Source organism: Streptomyces sp. NPDC051576 (assembly GCF_040681835.1).
GTDB lineage: Bacteria > Actinomycetota > Actinomycetes > Streptomycetales > Streptomycetaceae > Streptomyces.
Genome location: NZ_JBFAZO010000013.1, coordinates 261614 through 279544, shown reverse-complemented (window position 1 = coordinate 279544; position 17931 = coordinate 261614). Strand labels below are relative to the sequence as shown.

The window sequence follows — 17931 nt, the reverse complement described above, 5'->3', positions numbered from 1 at the left end:
GTCATTTGAACGCGTTCAAAACCCTGTTACGGTGCCCGGGTCCGCCCATCCGTGGGTTCGGCGGTTGGGGACGTCGGTGCGGCCGACGCCGATGCCGTGGGGGCCATGGACGGTTCCGTGGTGGGGGTGGCAGCGCCTCCCGGGTCCCGGGACGCCTCGGGGAAACTCGGGTGCGCGCTGGGCGTGGGTGCCGTCGACGCGGACGGGGTGGGCGAAGCCGTAGGACCGCTGCTGGCGGGGGGCGGGGCGAGCGGGACCGTGGGGGCCGTCGGTGAGTCGTGTCCGGCCAGGCGGAAGGGGAGGGTGGCGAGGACGATCACGGCGCAGGTCGCGCCGGCGCCGACGGCCGCGCGGAGCAGGCGGCGGCGGTGCGCGCCGCGGCGGATCGACTCGTAGCGGCCGGCCGGCGGGCCGAGGTACGCGGAGGAGGAGGGGCGCAGGATGACCGTGAGGGGGTCGTCGAGGGGGCGGTCGGCGTCCAAGCCCTCGTCCTCCTCGTCAAAGTGTGTGGTCAAGGCTTCTCCTCAGATGGTCACGGAGCAGTTCGCGGGCCGCGTGGAGGTCGGCCTTGATGGTTCCTTCCTTGCGCCCGGTCAGCACGGACACCTCCCGGATCGGCATGTCAGCGTAGTAGTGCAGGAGGATCGGGACGCGCAGCCGTTCGGGCAGCGACTGCACCAGCAGCCGTACGGACGGGTCGGTCTGCTCGGTCGGCGGCCGGATCGCCTCCTCGGTGGTGACACGGCGTACGGCCCGGCGCTCGCGCTCCAGTTTGCGCCAGTGGTCGCGGACGAGATTGGCCGCGGTGACGTAGAGGAAGCCGCGCGGTTCCGCCACCTTCGTCCAGCGGGCCCAGAGCCGGGTGAACGCCTCGGAGGCGATCTCGTGGGCCGTCTCGTCGTCGTCGACGAGTCGGCGGCACCAGCCGGCGAGGCGCGGGTAGACGGCGGCGAACAGCTCGGACGCTGCCCTCTCGCGGGACCGTTTCAACGCTCTCCATGGTCGTGACGTGCTGTGCGCTCGTGCGGGCGCTCGTGGGGGAAGAGTCCGGGCCGACGGCGTACGTTCCACCGGCCCGGACACAGTAGGTACTCAGGTGGTGCTCAGGGACTCGCCGGGGTCAGGGCGGCGAAGACGATCACGTTGTCGAGGTAGCCCGTACCGGTACGGGTCCCGCCGCAGGTGATCAGCCGCAGCTCGGGCCGGTTCACGTCGCCGTACACCTGGTCCGACGGGAAGTCGGCCTTGGCGACCGTGCGCACCCCGGTGACGGTGAACGTGGCCGTCGTGCCGTTCTCCAGGCCCGCCTCGATCCGGTCCCCCGTGCGCAGCCGCGCGAGGTGACGGAAGACCCCGTCCCCGTAGGCGCCGACGGTCACATGCCCGAGGATCACCGACGGCCCCCGCTGGCCGGGGGTCGGCGAGTTCCGGTACCAGCCCGCCCGGTCGTGCGCGGCGATCGGCGGCACCTGCACGGTGCCGTCGGAGGCCAGCCCCAGCCCCATGACCGGGGTGTCGACCCCGATGGCCGGGATGCGCAGGGTGACCGGGACGGACCGCGCGAGGGCGTGCGCCGTCTTGGCGCCGGTTTGCCCGGAGGGTGTCGAACTCCCTTGCTTTTCAGGGGAGTTCGCGGTCGCGGTGGTCCCGTGGCCGCCGCCGCAGCCGGCGAGCAGGGCCGCCGTCGCCGCGGTGACGAAGGCGCGCCGGGAGAGTGGGGTCATACCCCGGTCGCCCTCCGACGCCGTACGACGACGAGGGCACCGCCGCCGATGGCCACCGCGGCTGCTCCCCCGCCGACCAGCCCGGTCGTCAGGTCCCCGGACGACTTCGACTCCGGCGCGACACCGGTGTCCGGGGCGCCGCTGGGGACGACGGAGACCTGACCGCTGTCCCGGGTCGGTGCGGCGCTGGGCTCGGCGCTGGGCGCGCTGCTCGCGTCGCTGGTGGGGTCGGCGCTGCCGGCCGGGGTCGGTGCCGCGGTCGCGGCGCTGGTGGGGGACGCGGACGCCCCCGCGGCGAACGCGGGCACGGTGCTCGCCAGCACGGCGCCGCACGAAAGTGCCAGGGCGCTGAGGACAGTTCGGCGCATGAATCGCTCTCTCTCGTCGGCCGCCCCGCCGGGGTCCATGGTCGGACGGTCCGGCAGCGGGGCGGGTTACGGACGAGCGGAGAGACGAGGCAGCGGGAGGGCGGGTTGTAAAGAGCGGGCAAAGTCGCCGGATGGCTGGTACCGCCGTCGGGCGGGGGCTCACATGTTGATCATGTGGCCGGCCAGGCCGTGCACCGCTTCCTTCACCGCCTCGCCCAGGGTCGGGTGGGCGTGCACGTTGCGGGCGACCTCGTGGACGGTGAGGTCCCACTGCTGGGCGAGGGTGAGTTCGGGAAGGAGTTCGGTGACGTCGGGGCCGATGAGGTGGCCGCCGAGGAGTTCGCCGTACTTCGTGTCACTGATCAGCTTCACGAAACCGGTGGTGTCGCCGAGGCCGTGCGACTTGCCGTTCGCGGTGAAGGGGAACTTCGCGACCTTGATGTCGTGGCCCAACTCCCGCGCCTGCGCCTCGGTGTAGCCGAAGCTGGCGATCTGCGGCTGGCAGTAGGTGGCGCGCGGGATCATCGCGTAGTCCAGCTCCATGGTCTCCGCGTCCGCGAGGGTCTCGGCGGCGATCACGCCCATCGCCTCGGCGGCGTGCGCGAGCATCAGCTTCGCGGTGACGTCGCCGATGGCGTACAGGTGCGGGACGGAGGTGCGGCAGCGGCCGTCGACGTCGATCGCGCCGCGCTCGGTCAGCCGTACGCCCGTGTTCTCCAGGCCGAAGCCGGTGACGTTCGGCGCGAAGCCGATGGCCTGCAACACCTTGTCGGCCTCCAGGACTTGCTGGGCGCCGTCCTTGCCGGTGACCGTGACGCGGACCTGCGGGCCGGACTCGTCGATCGACTCGACACGGGTGGAGGTGAGGACGTCGATGCCCAACTTGCGGTACTGCTTGGCGAGTTCGGCGGAGACCTCGGCGTCCTCCAGGGGCGCGACACGGTCCAGGAACTCGACGATCGTGACCTTCACGCCGTAGTTGTGCAGCACGTACGCGAACTCGATGCCGATGGCGCCGGCGCCCGCGATCACGATGGACCGCGGGAGGTCGTCGGCGAGGATCTGCTCCTCGTACGTCACGACCCGCGCGCTGCGCTTGGTGCCGGGCAGCAGCCTGGGGGTGGCGCCGGTGGCGATGACGCACTGCTCGAAGCCGACGGTGCGCGTCTCGCCGTCGTAGCCCGCCACTTGGAGGGTGTGCGGGTCGAGGAAGGTGCCGCGGCCGTCGATCTCCGTGATCTTGTTCTTCTTCATCAGGTAGTGGACGCCCTTGACCCGGCCGTCCGCGACCCGGCGGCTACGGCGGAACGCCTCGCCGTAGTCGAAGGAGACCTCCCCCTCGACCTTGATGCCGAAGGTCTTCGCCTCGCGGGTGAAGATGTGCGCCAACTCGGCGTTGCGCAGAAGTGCCTTGGTCGGGATGCAGCCCACGTTGAGACAGACACCGCCCCAGTACTTCTCCTCGACCACCGCGACCCGCTTGCCGAGTTGGGCCGCGCGGACGGCGGCGACATAGCCACCGGGGCCCGCGCCGAGTACGACGACATCGAAGCGTTCGTCCTGCGCGTCCTGCTGGTCCATCGATAGATCCTTTCCCGGGGGGAAGTCCACGGCGAGCGTCTTCCGGTGATCCTCTACCGCCTCCAGGATGGCAGTCGCGTCGGCGAGGTCAGACCGTCGCGGGCTCGGGCTGCGGGGCGGTCCGCTCGCCCGGGGCGACCTTCGGAGTCCCGCGCCGGTACACGTCCTTGAGGTACAGCACGAGGACAGCGCCGAGGACCCACACCGGGAGGATCACCAGGGCGCGGGCGAGGCCGTCGTTCTGGAAGCGGGACAGGCCCTGCATCGCGCGGACACCGACGCCGACCGGCAGGATCTCCGAGAGCGGGCGCAGCCAGCCCGGCAGATAGGCCGCGGGCATGATGCCGCCGCTGCTGCTGTTGCCGAGGATCAGCATGAGGATCGAGGCGAGGGTGACACCGGCCGAGCCGAAGATCCGCAGCAGCACCATGGTCGTGGCGGCGACGGCGGCGCCCATGAGGGAGATCACGGCCACGAGGGGCAGGAAGGAGCCGGGCAGCGCGCCGAAGCCCGTACTGCCCGCGATGGTGGCGATGAGGAGTCCGCCCACGACCCCGAACAGGACCAGGCTGGCCATCCGCCAGCGGTACTGGAGCCGGGGTGCGAGCTGGTAGGTGGTCATGCCGAAGAGGTAGCCGGCGAGGACCAGCCCGAAGGCGGCGTAGAACACGGACAGGCCCCGGGTGTCGCCCGCTGCGGCCGGGGCCACGTCCTCTACGGCGAGTTCATGGTTCTCCGCGTGCGCCACGGAGCCGAAGGCGGTGGTCACGGTCGCGGTGACGGAGGCTCCGTTGGCGCTGCCGTAGAGCAGCTTTCCGTCGCCGAGGTAGGCCGCGTAGACGTCCCGGTCCTGTACGGCGTCCCGGGCGGCGGACTCGTCGGGGTAGGTCTCCACGGTGAAGCCGCCCGGGGCGACGCGCTCCAGGTCCTGGCTCAGGTGGGCCTGTGCCGTACCTATCTCCGTTGTGCCGACGCGGAGTTGATGGGGGCTCGGGGCGTGGAAGGCGGCGAGGTAGACGCTGACGAACACGGAGCCGATCAGCAGGACGACGGCCACCGGGAGCAGGACGGCACGGAGGTTTCCGGGGCCGGGCGGCGGATGGGCCACGTCCAGGGCGTGCTTGTGCGGCTGTCGGGTGGCTCCGGGGGCGACTTGCTGGGACATCGGATGCAGTCCTAGATTAGAAGGCAACTGATAATATTTGTACATCACAATCAGCTGCCTTACAAAGGTGCCCCGTGTGAGCACTCCGCAGAAGAGGTCCTCTCCGTGAACCATCCCGACCGCCGTACCGGCTACGTGGCCTGGCAGATCGGCCAGATCATGGCGGCCCGGATGGAGCGCGCCCTGCGCCCGCTCCGCCTGACCCTCGCCCAGCACCGGGCCCTGATGCAGGCCGTCCTCGACCCGGGGGTCTCCAGCGCGACCGCGGCCCGCCGGGCGGCGATCACCCCGCAGTCCATGGGCACCGCGGTCAACGGCCTGGTCGAACGGGGCATGCTGGAGCGCCGCACCACCCCCGGCGACCGCCGCACGCAACGCCTGCACGCCACCGAGGCCGGCATCCGCCTCGCGGCCGAGGCCTCGGACACGGTGGACGCGGCCCACGCGGAAGCCCTCCGGGCGCTGACACCGGCGGAGCAGGAGCAGACACACGCACTGCTGCTGAAGCTGTTGGCTTCGCTGAATCCGTCGGCGATGGAGGGCGGGGAGGAGTGAGGGGGGGTGGGGGCGGGGGTGAGGACCGGGGGCCGTGAACGAGGACCGTCAGCCCCCTACAACCCCACGATCTGGTTCCACTCCTTCGAGAACTCCACCCGTTCCGTCGACGTGATGTCCCGCGCGATGGCGAGGTGCTTGCGCATGGTCGTGTCCGGGAAGATCAGGGGGTTCTCGGCGAGGGCCGCCGTGTCCTTGTCCTTGGAGGCGGCGAGGACGTCCTGGGCCGCGGGGACGGGGCAGACGTAGTTGACCCAGGCGGCGAGTTCGGCGGCGACCTCGGGGTCGTAGTAGTAGTCGATCAGTTTTTCGGCGTTGGTCTTGTGGCGGGCCAGGTCGGGGATCATCAGGGAGTCCGCCCAGAGTTCGGCGCCCTGCTCGGGGACGACGAAGCGGATGTCCGGGTTGTCGGCCTGGAGCTGGATGACGTCGCCGGAGTAGGCCTGGCAGGCCAGGACGTCGCCGCTGACGAGGTCCTTGGTGTAGTCGTTGCCGGTGAAGCGGCGTATCTGCTTTCTGCTGATCTGCGTCCGCACCTGGTCGCACACCCTGTGGAAGTCGGCGGCGGTCCACTTGGTGATGTCGACGCCGTTGCCCTGCATCAGCAGCGCGAAGGCCTCGTCCAGGCCGGAGAGCAGGGTGACCCGGCCCTTGAGGTCGCTCGCCCACAGGTCGGAGACCGAACGGATCTCGCGGCCCAGCTTGCGGTGGTTGTACGCGATGCCGGTGATGCCCGACTGCCACGGCACCGTGTACCGGCGGCCCGGGTCGAAGGCGGGCGAACCGAGCTGCGGGTCCAGGTACTTCGCCACGTTGGGCTGCGCGGCCCGGTCCATCCGCTGGACCCAGCCGAGGCGGACGAACCGCGCGCACATCCAGTCACTCATGACGATCAGGTCGCGGCCGGTCTGCTGGTGGTTCATGAGGGCCGGGCTGATCTTGCCGAAGAACTCGTCGTTGTCGTTGATCTCCTCGATGTAGTCGACGGAGATCCCGGTGCGCTTCTCGAAGGCGTCCAGCGTGGGCCGCTTCGTCTCGTCGTCGTCATCGGTATCGATGTACAGCGGCCAGTTCGCCCAGGTCAGCCGCTTGTCCGTGGCGGACAGATCGGCACCGGCCCGGTCCCCCGCCTTCACATACGCGGCGGGCACACCGCACCCGGCGAGGGCACCGAGCGCGGCGGTGCCGCCGAGCCCGCGCAGCAGGGAGCGTCGGGAGGGCGGGTACGACTTCGGAGCCTTCGGAGTCTGGGGCACCCGCGCAGCATGGCCCGTCCACCCCGGTCCGATCAATGGACGCTGCGTCGAGCACGCTCCCGTGGACCCGACACCTTGTCGATCGGTTGTCTGTGAAGTAACCGCCCGTTCACACGACATGTGCGCGGGGCGGGGCGACGCCTGCCGGGGAGGGCCTCGCGGCGTACCGGGGCAGACTCACCTCCACCACCAGCCCGCCCGCCGGACGCGTCCGCGCCCACACCCGGCCACCGTGCGCCGCTACGACCGCCGCCACCACGGACATGCCGAGGCCGAGGCCGTCCCTCCTGCCGATCCGTTCCGCGCCCAGTCTCCTGAACGGCTCGAAGAGTCCGGCCACTTGGTCGGCCGGGATCACCGGACCACTGTTCTCGATCCGCAGCCCGGACCGGCCCAGCGCGTCGAGCCCGGTCCACACGCTCACCCAACTCTCCTCCCCCGCCGGGAGGTTGTGCCGTGCGGCGTTGTCGGTGAGGTTGACGACGAGCCGCTCGATGAGCTGTGGATCACCGAGGACCGGGGCGGATTCCAGCCGGGCCTCGACACGCGGGCCCCCGTCGACGGAGTCCGCTTCCGGCAGCCGGTCCCGCACGACCGCCGCGAGATCGACGAACTCCCGCTCCCCCGCCCCCTGTTGGCTGCGCGCCAGCGTCAACAGCGCCTCGATCAGCCGTTCCTGCTCCTGCCCGGCCGCCCGTACCCGCGCGAGCGCGTCCCGCAGGACCTGGGCCGAGGCGTCCGGATCGGCGAGGGTGACGTCCACGACGGCCTGCTGGAGCGTGAGCGGGGTGCGCAGTTCGTGCGAGGCGTTGGCGACGAACTGCTTCTGCGCCTCGAACGCGCCCTCCAGCCTTGCCAGTACGGCGTCGAAGGTGTCCGCCATCGCCTTCAACTCGTCGTCCGGGCCGGGCACCGCGAGCCGTTCGTGCAGATTGTCGGCGGAGATCCGGCGCGCCGAGGCCGTCATCGTCCGCAGCGGCGACAGCACCCGGCCGGCCATCAGCCAGCCCAGCGCGAGCGAGGCCAGCGCCATCACCGCGAGCGCGACGCATGCCTTGACGAGGAGTTGGTGCCGCTGGTCCTCGCGGACGGCGGCGACGACGGCGGTCAGGGTCGGCGCGGGGTCCGTGCCGGGCACCCCGCTCACCGACCGCGGGCCCTCGACGGTGCCGACGACCTGCCCGGACCCGTCGTGCGCGTAGAGGAGGTAGGTGAACGCCAGGAGCAGCGCCCCGGCGACCACGAACAGCGAGCTGTAGAGCAGGGTCAGGCGCCACCTGACCGTACGCGGCCCGCGCACCCGCAGACGCCGGAAGCCCCCCACCCTCATCCTCATCCCCACCCTCATCGGATGCGGTACCCGGCCCGGTCCACCGTCTCGACCAACGGCGGCTCCCCCAGTTTCCGCCGCAGCCTGCTGACGGTCACCTTCACGGTCTGGCTGAACGGGTCGGCGGCCTCGTCCCATGCCCGCTCCAGGAGTTCCTCGGTGGACACGACCGTCCCCTGCGCGCCGAGAAGCAGTTCGAGTACGGCGAACTCCTTGGGACTGAGGGGCAGTTGGCAGCCGGCCCGGGTGGCTTCCCGGCGGGCCGGGTCGAGCCGGAGTTCGCCGCGCACCAGCACCGGCGGCAGCGCGGGCTGCGCACGACGGGCCAACGCCCTTATCCGGGCGACGAGTTCGGTGAACGCGAACGGCTTGGGCAGATAGTCGTCGGCGCCCAGCCCGAGCCCCGCGACCCGGTCGGCGACGGTCCCGGACGCGGTGAGCATCAGCACCCGCGCCCGGCTGCCGCCCGCCGCGAGCGTCCGGCACACCTGGTCGCCGTGGACGCCGGGCAGATCGCGGTCGAGTACGACGACGTCGTAGCCGTTGATCTCCGCGCGCTCCAGGGCCGTAGGACCGTCGAAGGCGAGGTCGACCGCCATGCCCTCGCGGCGCAGCCCGGCCGCCACCGTCTCGGCGAGTTCTTCGTGGTCCTCGACCACCAGCACACGCATGGCGCTCAGTGTGGCGGGCGGGCGGTTACACGGGTATAAGGCCGGCCGTTCCCGTGGCGTAACCGCCCGGACGGTTGTGTGGATCCCGTCCAGCGACACCCGCACGACCACCAGGAGGAACCATGCGCACTCTGGCGACCGGGCCGCAGCGGCTCGCCCTCGGGATCGCCGTACTGTCGGCCGCCGCACTCGGCACCGTCAGCGCGTCGGCGGCGCCCGCGTCCCACTCAACGGCCGTCTCCGGCACGACTGTTGCCCACCAAACAGGCAAGCGCCCGCCCTTCGCGGTCGCGTACACACCGACCTCGAAGGCCCCCGGCGACCTCAACGCGGCGAACCCCCGCTTCGCCAGGTGCATGCGCGCACAGGGCGTGTCGGTCTTCCCCGGCTTCCACGCGTCCAAGGGCCCGGACGGCGGGATCCTGCTGCGCGTGGACATCAGCAGCCGGGGCGCGAAGTTCGACCCGACGTCGTCCAGTTACCAGAAGGCCATCAAGGCCTGCGGCCCCATCCTGAAGAAGACCGGCATCACCTTCCCGAACCCGGCCGACCTGCCGTCCCCGCCGACTCCGGGCAAGGGCGGCATCACCCAGCACAAGGGCACGTCGGAACTCCCCTCACTCACCCGAGCCTTCGAGCCCGCCTGACCATCCCGAGGGGGGAACACAGCGGCCCCGGCCGGGAGTCGATCCCGCCCGGGGCCGCACCCAAACCCGCCAAAGACCGGCCCGCCGAGCACCCGGCAAACACGGACCCCGCCCTCCCCCGAACACACCCGACCAACCAGCCGGGACAACACCGCAGCCCCGGACGGAAGTCGATCCCGTCCAGGGCCGCACCCACATCCGCCCAAGCGCCGTAGGCCGACCCGTCGAGCCCACCCCTACAAAGAAGCCATCATCACCCGCAAAACGCCGACACCGCCCTCTCCCCCCAAACCTACGAACACGCCCGACCGTCCAGCCAGAACAACACCGCGGCCCCGAACGGAAGTTCATCCCGCCCAGGGCCGCACAAAAACCCGCTCAACCGCCGGAGGCCTACCCGTCGAGCGAAGTCATCACATGCTTGATCCGCGTGTAGTCCTCGAACCCGTACCCCGAAAGGTCCTTGCCGTAGCCGGACTTCTTGAAGCCGCCGTGCGGCATCTCCGCGACCAGCGGGATGTGGGTGTTGATCCAGACGCAGCCGAAGTCGAGGGACTTGGACAGCCGCATGGCGCGCGCGTGGTCCTTGGTCCACACCGAGGACGCGAGGGCGTAGTCGACGCCGTTGGCCCACTCGATGGCCTGGGTCTCGTCCGTGAACGACTGGACGGTGATGACCGGCCCGAACACCTCATTCTGGATGATCTCGTCGTCCTGCTTGAGGCCGGAGACGACGGTCGGGGCGTAGAAGTAGCCCTTCTCGCCGACCCGGTGGCCGCCGGACTCCACCTTCGCGTGCGCGGGCAGCCGCTCGATGAAGCCGGTCACCTGCTTGAGCTGGTTGGGGTTGTTCAACGGGCCGTACAGCACGTCCTCGTCGTCCGGCTGTCCGGTCTTCGTCTCGGCCGCCGCCTTCGCGAGCGCGGCCACGAACTCGTCGTGGATCGACTCCTGGACCAGGACTCGCGTCGCCGCCGTACAGTCCTGCCCGGCGTTGAAGAAGCCCGCGACCGAGATGTCCTCGACGGCCTTGGCGATGTCGGTGTCCTCGAAGACCACGACGGGAGCCTTGCCGCCCAGCTCCAGGTGGACCCGCTTGAGGTCCTTGGACGCGGACTCGGCGACCGACATGCCGGCCCGCACCGAGCCGGTGATGGAGGCCATCGCCGGGATGTGGTGCTCGACCATCGCGCGGCCGGTGTCGCGGTCGCCGCACACCACGTTGAAGACGCCCTTGGGCACGATCGAGCCGATGATCTCGGCGATCAGGACGGTGGAGGCGGGGGTGGTGTCCGAGGGCTTGAGGACGACCGTGTTGCCGGCGGCGAGCGCGGGCGCGAACTTCCAGACGGCCATCATCATGGGGTAGTTCCAGGGCGCGACCTGCGCGCAGACGCCGATCGGCTCGCGCCGGACGATGGAGGTCAGGCCCTCCATGTACTCGCCGGCCGAACGGCCTTCGAGCATCCGGGCCGCACCCGCGAAGAAGCGGATCTGGTCGACCATCGGCGGGATTTCCTCGGAGCGGGTGAGCCCGATCGGCTTGCCGGTGTTCTCCACCTCGGCCGCGATCAGTTCCTCGGCGCGCTCCTCGAAGGCGGCGGCGATGTCCAGCAGATACTTCTGCCGCTTGGCCGGGGTCTCGTCCCGCCAGGCCGGGAAGGCCGCCGCGGCCGCCGTCATCGCGGCGTCCACGTCCGCCGCCCCCGACAGCGGCGCGGTCGCGTACGCCTCCCCCGTCGCCGGGTTGACCACCTCGGTGGTCCGTCCGTCGGCGGCGTCCCGGAACTCACCGTCGATGTAATTGCGCAGACGACGCAGCTCGGTGCTCACTGCCGGCCCTCCAAGTTCGGGTGTCCATTGACTGAGACACCCACAGTAATCCGTGATCCCACGTTTTCAACACCCCCGATCGCACCGGCGCTGCGAAATCCGCAAGTCTTGGCCACGTAAACAACGAATTTCATCGAAGCGGCCTTGCGGAACGGTCGAGACGTCGTGCACAGTGAAGCCGTGGCCAGTCGCAGCGCAGAACACAGGGACTCCCGCGAGTCCAGGAGCGGGACTCCCCATCTGGATTCCGTCTCCCTCGCCATCATCGAACAGCTCCAGGAGGACGGCCGCCGGCCGTACGCCGCCATCGGCAAGGCCGTCGGCCTCTCCGAGGCGGCCGTGCGCCAGCGCGTCCAGAAGCTGCTCGACCAGGGCGTCATGCAGATCGTCGCCGTCACGGACCCGCTCACCGTGGGCTTCCGCAGGCAGGCGATGGTCGGTGTCAACGTCGAGGGCGATGTCGAGAACGTGGCGGACGCGCTGACGGCCATGCCGGAAGTGGAGTACGTGGTGATGACCGCGGGCTCGTACGACCTCCTCGCCGAGATCGTCTGCGAGGACGACGACCACCTGCTGGACGTCATCAACAAACGCATCCGGGCCCTGCCCGGAGTGCGCTCCACCGAGAGCTTCGTCTATCTGAAGCTCAAGAAGCAGACCTACATGTGGGGAACCCGATAACCGTGAGCAAGGACCTCAGCCGCACCGCGTACGACCACCTGTGGATGCACTTCACCCGCATGTCCTCGTACGAGAACGCGCCCGTTCCCACGATCGTCCGTGGTGAGGGCACCTACATCTACGACGACAAGGGCAAGCGCTACCTCGACGGTCTCGCGGGTCTGTTCGTGGTCCAGGCCGGTCACGGCCGCGCCGAGCTGGCCGAGACCGCGGCCAAGCAGGCGCAGGAACTCGCCTTCTTCCCCATCTGGTCCTACGCCCACCCGAAGGCCGTCGAGCTGGCGGAGCGTCTCGCCCACCACGCGCCCGGTGACCTGAACAAGGTCTTCTTCACCACCGGCGGCGGCGAGGCGGTCGAGACCGCCTGGAAGCTCGCCAAGCAGTACTTCAAGCTCCAGGGCAAGCCCACCAAGTACAAGGTGATCTCCCGCGCGGTCGCCTACCACGGCACCCCGCAGGGCGCCCTGTCCATCACCGGACTCCCGGCCCTCAAGGCCCCGTTCGAGCCGCTCGTCCCGGGTGCGCACAAGGTCCCCAACACCAACATCTACCGGGCCCCGCTGTTCGGCGACGATCCGGAGGCCTTCGGCCGCTGGGCCGCCGACCAGATCGAGCAGCAGATCCTCTTCGAGGGCCCGGAGACGGTCGCCGCGGTCTTCCTGGAGCCGGTGCAGAACGCCGGCGGCTGCTTCCCGCCGCCGCCCGGCTACTTCCAGCGGGTACGCGAGATCTGCGACCAGTACGACGTACTCCTGGTCTCCGACGAGGTCATCTGCGCCTTCGGCCGCCTGGGCACGATGTTCGCCTGCGACAAGTTCGACTACGTACCGGACATGATCACCTGCGCCAAGGGCATGACCTCGGGCTACTCCCCGATCGGCGCCTGCATCATCTCCGACCGCCTGGCCGAGCCGTTCTACAAGGGCGACAACACCTTCCTGCACGGCTACACCTTCGGCGGCCACCCGGTCTCCGCGGCGGTCGGCCTCGCCAACCTCGACATCTTCGAGCGCGAGGGCCTCAACCAGCACGTCCTCGACAACGAGGCCAACTTCCTGCAGACCCTGCAGAAGCTGCACGACCTCCCGATCGTCGGAGACGTCCGCGGCAACGGCTTCTTCTACGGCATCGAGCTGGTCAAGGACAAGGCCACCAAGGAGACCTTCACCGACGAGGAGTCGGAGCGCGTGCTCTACGGCTTCGTCTCCAAGAAGCTGTTCGAGTACGGCCTCTACTGCCGTGCCGACGACCGCGGTGACCCGGTCATCCAGCTGTCGCCGCCGCTGATCTCCGACCAGTCGACCTTCGACGAGATCGAGTCGATCGTCCGCCAGGTACTGACGGAGGCGTGGACCAAGCTCTAGCCTCCGGCAGTTCAGCGGTTTATACGGCCCGGGGTGCACCCGTACGAGTGGGAAGGGTGCACCCCGGGCCGTGTGCTGTCCGGGGTCACGTCCCCCGCTCCTTAGCGTGCCTGGTAACCGATCGGCCCCGTCCTCGTTCCCCCGCTTGGGGGATTCGGCACGGGAAAACGGATCTGAACGAGGTGTACGCGCATGGTGGCCCCGCCGGACAACGACGTGCTCTGGGCACGTGCCCTGCACTTCCAGCACCACGACGGAACGCCCGCCCTCGGCGGCGTCTCGCTCGGTGTCCGGGAGGGCGAGATCCTCGCCGTCAGCGGACCGCGCGGCAGCGGCAAGACGACCCTGCTGAGATGTCTCTCCGGTCTGGAGCGCCCGGGCCGCGGCGAGGTCTGGTTCAACAGCGTGCCCGTGCACACCATGGGCCCGCTCACCCGGGAACGGCTGCGCCGCGACCGCTTCGGCTGGATCGACCCGGCGCCGGTGCTCGTCCCGGAGCTGAACGTCTGGGAGAACGCGGCCCTCCCCCTGATGCTGCGCGGCACCAGCCGCCGTCGCGCCAAGACCGCCGCACTGGAGTGGCTGGAGCGCCTCGACATCGGCGAGCACGCGCGCAAACGCCCGCACGAGCTGCGCCAGGCGGAGCGCCAGCGGGTCTCGATCGCCCGTGCGCTGGCCCCGGCGCCGACGGTCCTGTTCGCCGACGAGCCGACGGCCCCGCTGTACCGCGCGGACCGCGCCCACGTCCTGCGCACGCTCACCACGGCGGCCCGCTCGCACGGCATCACGGTCGTCCTGGCGACCCACGAGGCGGAGACCGCGGCCCTCGCGGACCGTACGGTGTCGCTCCTGGACGGACGCCGGGTGAACACGGTCCACCTTCCCCCGGTCACCGAGACGGAAGGCCGGGCCGCGTGCTCGCTCTCCGTCTGACCCGCGGCTCGCACCCCGCCGTCCAACTGCGCCGGCTGCTGGTCGCGGTGGCCTCGGCGGGCACGGGCTTCCTGCTGCTGTGCACCCTCGGCTACGCGATGGGCCACCCCGACTCCCCCGCCGCCTCGGCCCTCCGGCTGGCCTGGTGCGCGACCCCGCTGGCCGCCACCGTCTACTTCGCGGTCGCCGTCGCCCGCACCGACCCGGCGACGAAACCCCGCCCCGGCCTCTCCGCGATCGGCCTCGGCCCGGGCCGCCTGATGGCCATCTCGGCGACGACGACCGCGCTGGCCTGCCTCCTCGGCTCCATGCTGGCGCTGCTCTTCTTCCTCCACCTCCGCGGCGACCTCACCGGCATGCCCTTCGACGGAGCGGCGGCGGAGTTCCTGGCCTCGGACCAGCCGCTGCCCCTGCCTGCCGCGCTGACACTCCTCTCCCTCGTACCCGCGACCGCCTCCGTCGCGGTCGCCCTCGTCCTACGGCCCCGGGACCTCCGGCCCGCCTCCGAGAAGGGCCCGGCGAGGTCGTACGGCCGCTTCGGCGCGCACGGCCGCCCGGGCGCGCGGGAGACCTTCGGGGCGTACGGCCGTTTCGGCGCGCGCCTGCGCGGCGGTGGCCGCAGTGACGCGACGGAGGACGACGGGACCGTCGAAGAGTCCGAGCCCACCACTGCACCGGACCCGGACCCCTCGCGCCCCCCGGCCCCTCGTGAGGCCCCTCGCGGGCTCCCCTGGGGTGTCGCGGTGCTGGCGGCGGGGCTCGCGGTGGAGGCGTACGCGAACCGGGAGCGGGACGGCGGCGGGCTGTCCCTGCCCGGCGGTCTCGCCGACGGGCCCGCGAGCGTCCTGGCGGGCTGGGTGCTGACCGCGATCGGGCTGGCGCTGGCCGGCCCCGGGCTCACGCACCTGTGCGGCCGGCTGCTCCAGTCCGTCAGCCCGGGCGCACTGCGGCTGCTGGCCGGGCGGGTGCTGATGGAGGAGGCGACCCGCATCGGACGTCCGCTGGGCGTGGTCTGCGCGGTGGCGTCCGGCGCGTTCGCGATGACGGCGCTCTACGACCCGAACGCCCCGTCCTTCGGCCCGCTGACCACCCTCGGCGGACTCCTGGTCACCGGCTGCACGGTGGCGACCCTGCTCACCGCGGCCCTGGAGGCCAAGCACGCCCGCGCCGACACCACGGCCGCGCTGCTCCGCCTCGGCGCCCCCGCCACCATGCTGCGCAGCGCGGCGGCCCTGCGCGCGGGCGCGCTGCTCGCCCTGTTCCTCCCGCTGACCCTGTTCGTGGCCGAGCTGGCGGCACTGCCGCTGGCCGGCCGATGAGTTTCTCGCCGACCTCCGGTCTACCCACCGAACTGCACGCACCCCGATGGGAGAGACTCGCATGTACCAGCAGATGATCTTCGTGAACCTGGCCACCAACGACGTCGACGCGTCGAAGAAGTTCTTCACGGAGCTGGGCTACACGATCAACCCGCAATTCAGCACGGACGACTGCGCCTGTGTCGTCATCAGCGACACCATCATCGCGATGTTCCTCAGCAAGCAGCGCTACTCCGACTTCACGAAGAAGGAGATCGCGGACTCCACGAAGACCAGCGAGGTGCTGGTCTGTCTGAGCGCCGAGAGCCGCGAGAAGGTCGACGAGCTGGTGAACAAGGCGGTCGCGGCGGGCGGCACCGCCAACGACGACGTCCAGGACCAGGGCTTCATGTACGGCCGTTCCTTCGAGGACCTCGACGGCCACTCCTGGGAGGTCGTGTGGATGGACCCGGCGGCGGTCCAGGGCTGACGCACCGGGTGCCTAGCATGGGCGCGTGCAGACGAGCCCGGCCCATGCGGCCCACCACGACGAACGCGAGATCGAGACGGTCGAGGACTTCGACGCGACCGTCTCGGCCCGCGGCACCCTCGCCGGATACCGCGTCCAGGCCGTCGATCTGACGGACCGTACGCGGGAGTTGCTCACCACGAGCGCCGCGGGCGCCGTCTTCCTCGGCTGCCCGATGCGCGACGAGGCGGCCGCGAAGATCCGTGCCGACGGTGCCCTGGTCTTCCCGCCCGTCCCGCACCTGCCGTTCGACCCCTATCGCGGCCATCTCTACACGCCCGCCGAGCTGTTCGCCTCCCTCGACAAGGGATACGAGCAGACCCCGGACGCGCTCGCCTACGCCTGGTTCCAGCGGACCAAGGCGGACGGCGACATATACGCCTCGATGCTGCGCGCGATCCACGACGACTCCGTCTCCGACGCCCTCGACGAACTCCTGCGCGGGGCACGGGTGGTGGGCGTGATGGGCGGCCACGCGATGGCGCGCGGGACGGAGGCCTACGCCGGTGCCGCGCGCCTGGGCCGCGAGTTGAGCCGCGCCGGATTCACGGTGGCGACCGGCGGCGGCCCCGGCGCGATGGAGGCGGCGAACCTGGGCGCGTACGCGGCGCCGTACGAGGACGCCATGCTGGAGAAGGCGTGCGAACTCCTCGCCGCCTCACCGTCGTTCAGCCCCTCGATCACCGACTGGGCACAGTGCTCCTTCGAGGTCCGCACCCGCTGGCCCAAGGGCAACCACTCGATCGGCATCCCCACGTGGTTCTACGGCCATGAGCCGCCGAACGCCTTCGCCTCGCACATCGCCAAGTACTTCGCCAACGCCACCCGCGAGGACGGCCTGTTGGCCCGCTCGAACGCGGGTGTGGTGTTTCTGCCGGGCGCGGCCGGGACCGTACAGGAGATCTTCGACAACGCGACGCCGAACTACTACGAGTCGCGCGGCGAGCCCACTCCGATGGTTCTGGTGGACCGGGAGCACTGGACGGAGCGGCTGCCGACGTGGCCGCTGCTGCGTGCACTTGCCCGGGAACGGTCGATGGAGAGCCGTATCGCCCTCGTTGACCGGATCGAGGAGGCTCCCGAGGCGCTGAAACGTCTCGCTGATTAAAGTGCCGGTAAAGGCAACTGCTGTACACCGCATTTGCATTGACACTGCTTACGCGAGGCTTATACACCAGTGAGACTCCTGGGGGTGATGGTGCCTCACCTCAACGCTGCTTCATCTCCCCCTAAACCCCCCGCAGTTGCACATCCCGTGAAGGGCAAACGTGTCCATATCTCGACGTTCCGTACGCATCCTCGGTGTCGCGTCCGCCTCGGCCGCTCTCGCGCTGGGATTCGCGGGCAACGCGCTCGCTTGCAACATCGGTGAGTTCTCCGCCGAAGCCACCTGCGACGGCACCAACGGTGTCATCACCGTCACCGACAAGGACGCCTCGGCCACCGAGGCGACCGTCACGGTGTTCCTGGAGAACAACGGCGCCGACGCGAAGCAGATCGGCGAGGCCCAGACGGTCAAGGGCTCCAAAGAGGGCGTCACCATCTCCTTCGCCGAGGACTGGCAGCCGAACGCCACGTACCGCGTGCACGTCACGGCCACCAACGGCCTCAACAAGAACATCTCGCCGAACCTGACCACCCCGTCCAAGGCCTGCCAGACGGAGTCGCCCAGCCCGACCCCGACGGAGGCCTCTCCGACCCCGTCGCAGACCGCCTCCACTCCGGCCGAGTCCGACACCCCGACCCCGTCGGCCACGGAGAGCAGCAGCACCGCCCCCGCGACGACGACGGACAACGCGCCGTCTCCCGCGGCCGGTGACTCGAACCTCGCCGAGACCGGTGCCAACTCCAACACCGGCATGATCGCCGGTATCGCGGGCGCGTTCGTCGTCGTGGGCGGCGGAGCCGTCTACTTCGGCATGCGTCGCCGCGGTACGGCAGGCCGCTGATCCACCCGTTGTTGTGGCCCGCCCGGTTCGTGGGGGCGGGCCACACG

The 17931-nt window shown here is 70.5% G+C and carries 19 protein-coding genes; 9 read left to right on the top strand and 10 right to left on the bottom strand.

What is annotated here, in order from left to right; genetic code table 11:
• Positions 1 to 26: 26 nt before the first annotated feature.
• From AB0M63_RS36695 to AB0M63_RS36670, 6 genes are all read right to left on the bottom strand, one after another.
• Positions 27 to 515 (bottom strand): hypothetical protein, encoded by a 489-nt coding sequence (locus tag AB0M63_RS36695; protein WP_366022400.1) that lies wholly within the window; start codon positions 513 to 515, stop codon positions 27 to 29.
• The gene (locus AB0M63_RS36690) at positions 499 to 990 is read right to left on the bottom strand and encodes an RNA polymerase sigma factor (RefSeq protein ID WP_366022399.1); all 492 of its coding nucleotides are present in this window, start codon (positions 988 to 990) and stop codon (positions 499 to 501) included. The genes AB0M63_RS36695 and AB0M63_RS36690 overlap by 17 nt, the downstream gene beginning before the upstream one ends.
• Before the next feature lie 113 nt (positions 991 to 1103).
• Complete coding sequence (locus tag AB0M63_RS36685) at positions 1104 to 1724, bottom strand: class F sortase (protein WP_366022398.1); 621 nt, start codon at positions 1722 to 1724, stop codon at positions 1104 to 1106.
• Complete coding sequence (locus AB0M63_RS36680; RefSeq protein WP_366022397.1) at positions 1721 to 2092, bottom strand: sortase-dependent protein; 372 nt, start codon at positions 2090 to 2092, stop codon at positions 1721 to 1723. Before AB0M63_RS36680 ends, AB0M63_RS36685 begins: the two co-directional genes overlap by 4 nt.
• 159 nt (positions 2093 to 2251) lie before the next feature.
• Positions 2252 to 3673, bottom strand: coding sequence for a dihydrolipoyl dehydrogenase (gene lpdA, locus AB0M63_RS36675; protein WP_366022396.1), 1422 nt, complete (start codon positions 3671 to 3673; stop codon positions 2252 to 2254).
• Positions 3674 to 3761: 88 nt separating this feature from the next.
• Positions 3762 to 4838, bottom strand: coding sequence for an ABC transporter permease (locus AB0M63_RS36670; protein WP_366022395.1), 1077 nt, complete (start codon positions 4836 to 4838; stop codon positions 3762 to 3764).
• Between the two features lie 105 nt (positions 4839 to 4943).
• On the opposite strand from AB0M63_RS36670, the gene AB0M63_RS36665 reads away from it, so the two are divergent.
• The gene (locus AB0M63_RS36665) at positions 4944 to 5393 is read left to right on the top strand and encodes a MarR family transcriptional regulator (protein ID WP_355919332.1); all 450 of its coding nucleotides are present in this window, start codon (positions 4944 to 4946) and stop codon (positions 5391 to 5393) included.
• A gap of 56 nt (positions 5394 to 5449) precedes the next feature.
• Here the strand turns inward: AB0M63_RS36665 and AB0M63_RS36660 are convergent, their stop codons facing one another.
• The 3 genes from AB0M63_RS36660 to AB0M63_RS36650 form a co-directional block, all read right to left on the bottom strand.
• Positions 5450 to 6649, bottom strand: coding sequence for an extracellular solute-binding protein (locus AB0M63_RS36660; RefSeq protein ID WP_366022394.1), 1200 nt, complete (start codon positions 6647 to 6649; stop codon positions 5450 to 5452).
• 109 nt (positions 6650 to 6758) lie between these two features.
• On the bottom strand, positions 6759 to 7985 hold the full coding sequence (locus AB0M63_RS36655; protein WP_366022392.1) for an ATP-binding protein: 1227 nt from the start codon (positions 7983 to 7985) through the stop codon (positions 6759 to 6761).
• 8 nt (positions 7986 to 7993) lie between these two features.
• On the bottom strand, positions 7994 to 8650 hold the full coding sequence (locus AB0M63_RS36650; protein ID WP_355919323.1) for a response regulator transcription factor: 657 nt from the start codon (positions 8648 to 8650) through the stop codon (positions 7994 to 7996).
• Between the two features lie 122 nt (positions 8651 to 8772).
• Here AB0M63_RS36650 and AB0M63_RS36645 point away from each other — a divergent pair, with 122 nt between their 5' ends.
• Positions 8773 to 9297: a hypothetical protein gene (locus AB0M63_RS36645; protein WP_366022391.1), complete on the top strand. Its 525-nt coding sequence runs from the start codon at positions 8773 to 8775 to the stop codon at positions 9295 to 9297.
• 393 nt (positions 9298 to 9690) lie between these two features.
• Here the strand turns inward: AB0M63_RS36645 and AB0M63_RS36640 are convergent, their stop codons facing one another.
• On the bottom strand, positions 9691 to 11130 hold the full coding sequence (locus tag AB0M63_RS36640; protein WP_366022390.1) for a gamma-aminobutyraldehyde dehydrogenase: 1440 nt from the start codon (positions 11128 to 11130) through the stop codon (positions 9691 to 9693).
• Between the two features lie 165 nt (positions 11131 to 11295).
• Here AB0M63_RS36640 and AB0M63_RS36635 point away from each other — a divergent pair, with 165 nt between their 5' ends.
• The 7 genes from AB0M63_RS36635 to AB0M63_RS36605 all read left to right on the top strand — a co-directional run bounded on the left by AB0M63_RS36635 (position 11296) and on the right by AB0M63_RS36605 (position 17884).
• Entirely contained in the window at positions 11296 to 11811 is a 516-nt protein-coding gene (locus AB0M63_RS36635) for an Lrp/AsnC family transcriptional regulator (RefSeq protein ID WP_355919314.1), read from the top strand.
• A complete protein-coding gene (locus tag AB0M63_RS36630; protein ID WP_356056766.1) occupies positions 11796 to 13175 on the top strand; it encodes an aspartate aminotransferase family protein in 1380 nt (459 codons plus the stop codon). Before AB0M63_RS36635 ends, AB0M63_RS36630 begins: the two co-directional genes overlap by 16 nt.
• A 192-nt stretch (positions 13176 to 13367) precedes the next feature.
• Positions 13368 to 14108, top strand: a complete 741-nt coding sequence (locus AB0M63_RS36625) for an ATP-binding cassette domain-containing protein (RefSeq protein ID WP_355919308.1) — start codon at positions 13368 to 13370, stop codon at positions 14106 to 14108.
• Positions 14090 to 15427, top strand: a complete 1338-nt coding sequence (locus AB0M63_RS36620; RefSeq protein WP_366022388.1) for a hypothetical protein — start codon at positions 14090 to 14092, stop codon at positions 15425 to 15427. Before AB0M63_RS36625 ends, AB0M63_RS36620 begins: the two co-directional genes overlap by 19 nt.
• A gap of 61 nt (positions 15428 to 15488) precedes the next feature.
• A complete protein-coding gene (locus tag AB0M63_RS36615) occupies positions 15489 to 15896 on the top strand; it encodes a VOC family protein (protein ID WP_355919302.1) in 408 nt (135 codons plus the stop codon).
• A gap of 25 nt (positions 15897 to 15921) precedes the next feature.
• The gene (locus tag AB0M63_RS36610) at positions 15922 to 17043 is read left to right on the top strand and encodes an LOG family protein (RefSeq protein ID WP_355919299.1); all 1122 of its coding nucleotides are present in this window, start codon (positions 15922 to 15924) and stop codon (positions 17041 to 17043) included.
• A 160-nt stretch (positions 17044 to 17203) separates the two neighbouring features.
• The gene (locus AB0M63_RS36605; RefSeq protein ID WP_366022386.1) at positions 17204 to 17884 is read left to right on the top strand and encodes an LAETG motif-containing sortase-dependent surface protein; all 681 of its coding nucleotides are present in this window, start codon (positions 17204 to 17206) and stop codon (positions 17882 to 17884) included.
• Positions 17885 to 17931 lie beyond the last annotated feature (47 nt).

What these genes read in the sequence shown, in the direction of transcription:
- AB0M63_RS36670 (WP_366022395.1), bottom strand. Translation starts at nt 4,838, where the DNA reads ATGTCCCAGCAAGTCGCCCCCGGAGCCACCCGACAGCCGCACAAGCAC.
- AB0M63_RS36650 (WP_355919323.1), bottom strand. Translation starts at nt 8,650, where the DNA reads ATGCGTGTGCTGGTGGTCGAGGACCACGAAGAACTCGCCGAGACGGTG.
- AB0M63_RS36645 (WP_366022391.1), top strand. Translation starts at nt 8,773, where the DNA reads ATGCGCACTCTGGCGACCGGGCCGCAGCGGCTCGCCCTCGGGATCGCC.
- AB0M63_RS36615 (WP_355919302.1), top strand. Translation starts at nt 15,489, where the DNA reads ATGTACCAGCAGATGATCTTCGTGAACCTGGCCACCAACGACGTCGAC.
- AB0M63_RS36685 (WP_366022398.1), bottom strand. Translation starts at nt 1,724, where the DNA reads ATGACCCCACTCTCCCGGCGCGCCTTCGTCACCGCGGCGACGGCGGCC.
- AB0M63_RS36625 (WP_355919308.1), top strand. Translation starts at nt 13,368, where the DNA reads ATGGTGGCCCCGCCGGACAACGACGTGCTCTGGGCACGTGCCCTGCAC.
- AB0M63_RS36655 (WP_366022392.1), bottom strand. Translation starts at nt 7,985, where the DNA reads ATGAGGATGAGGGTGGGGGGCTTCCGGCGTCTGCGGGTGCGCGGGCCG.
- AB0M63_RS36680 (WP_366022397.1), bottom strand. Translation starts at nt 2,092, where the DNA reads ATGCGCCGAACTGTCCTCAGCGCCCTGGCACTTTCGTGCGGCGCCGTG.
- lpdA (WP_366022396.1), bottom strand. Translation starts at nt 3,673, where the DNA reads ATGGACCAGCAGGACGCGCAGGACGAACGCTTCGATGTCGTCGTACTC.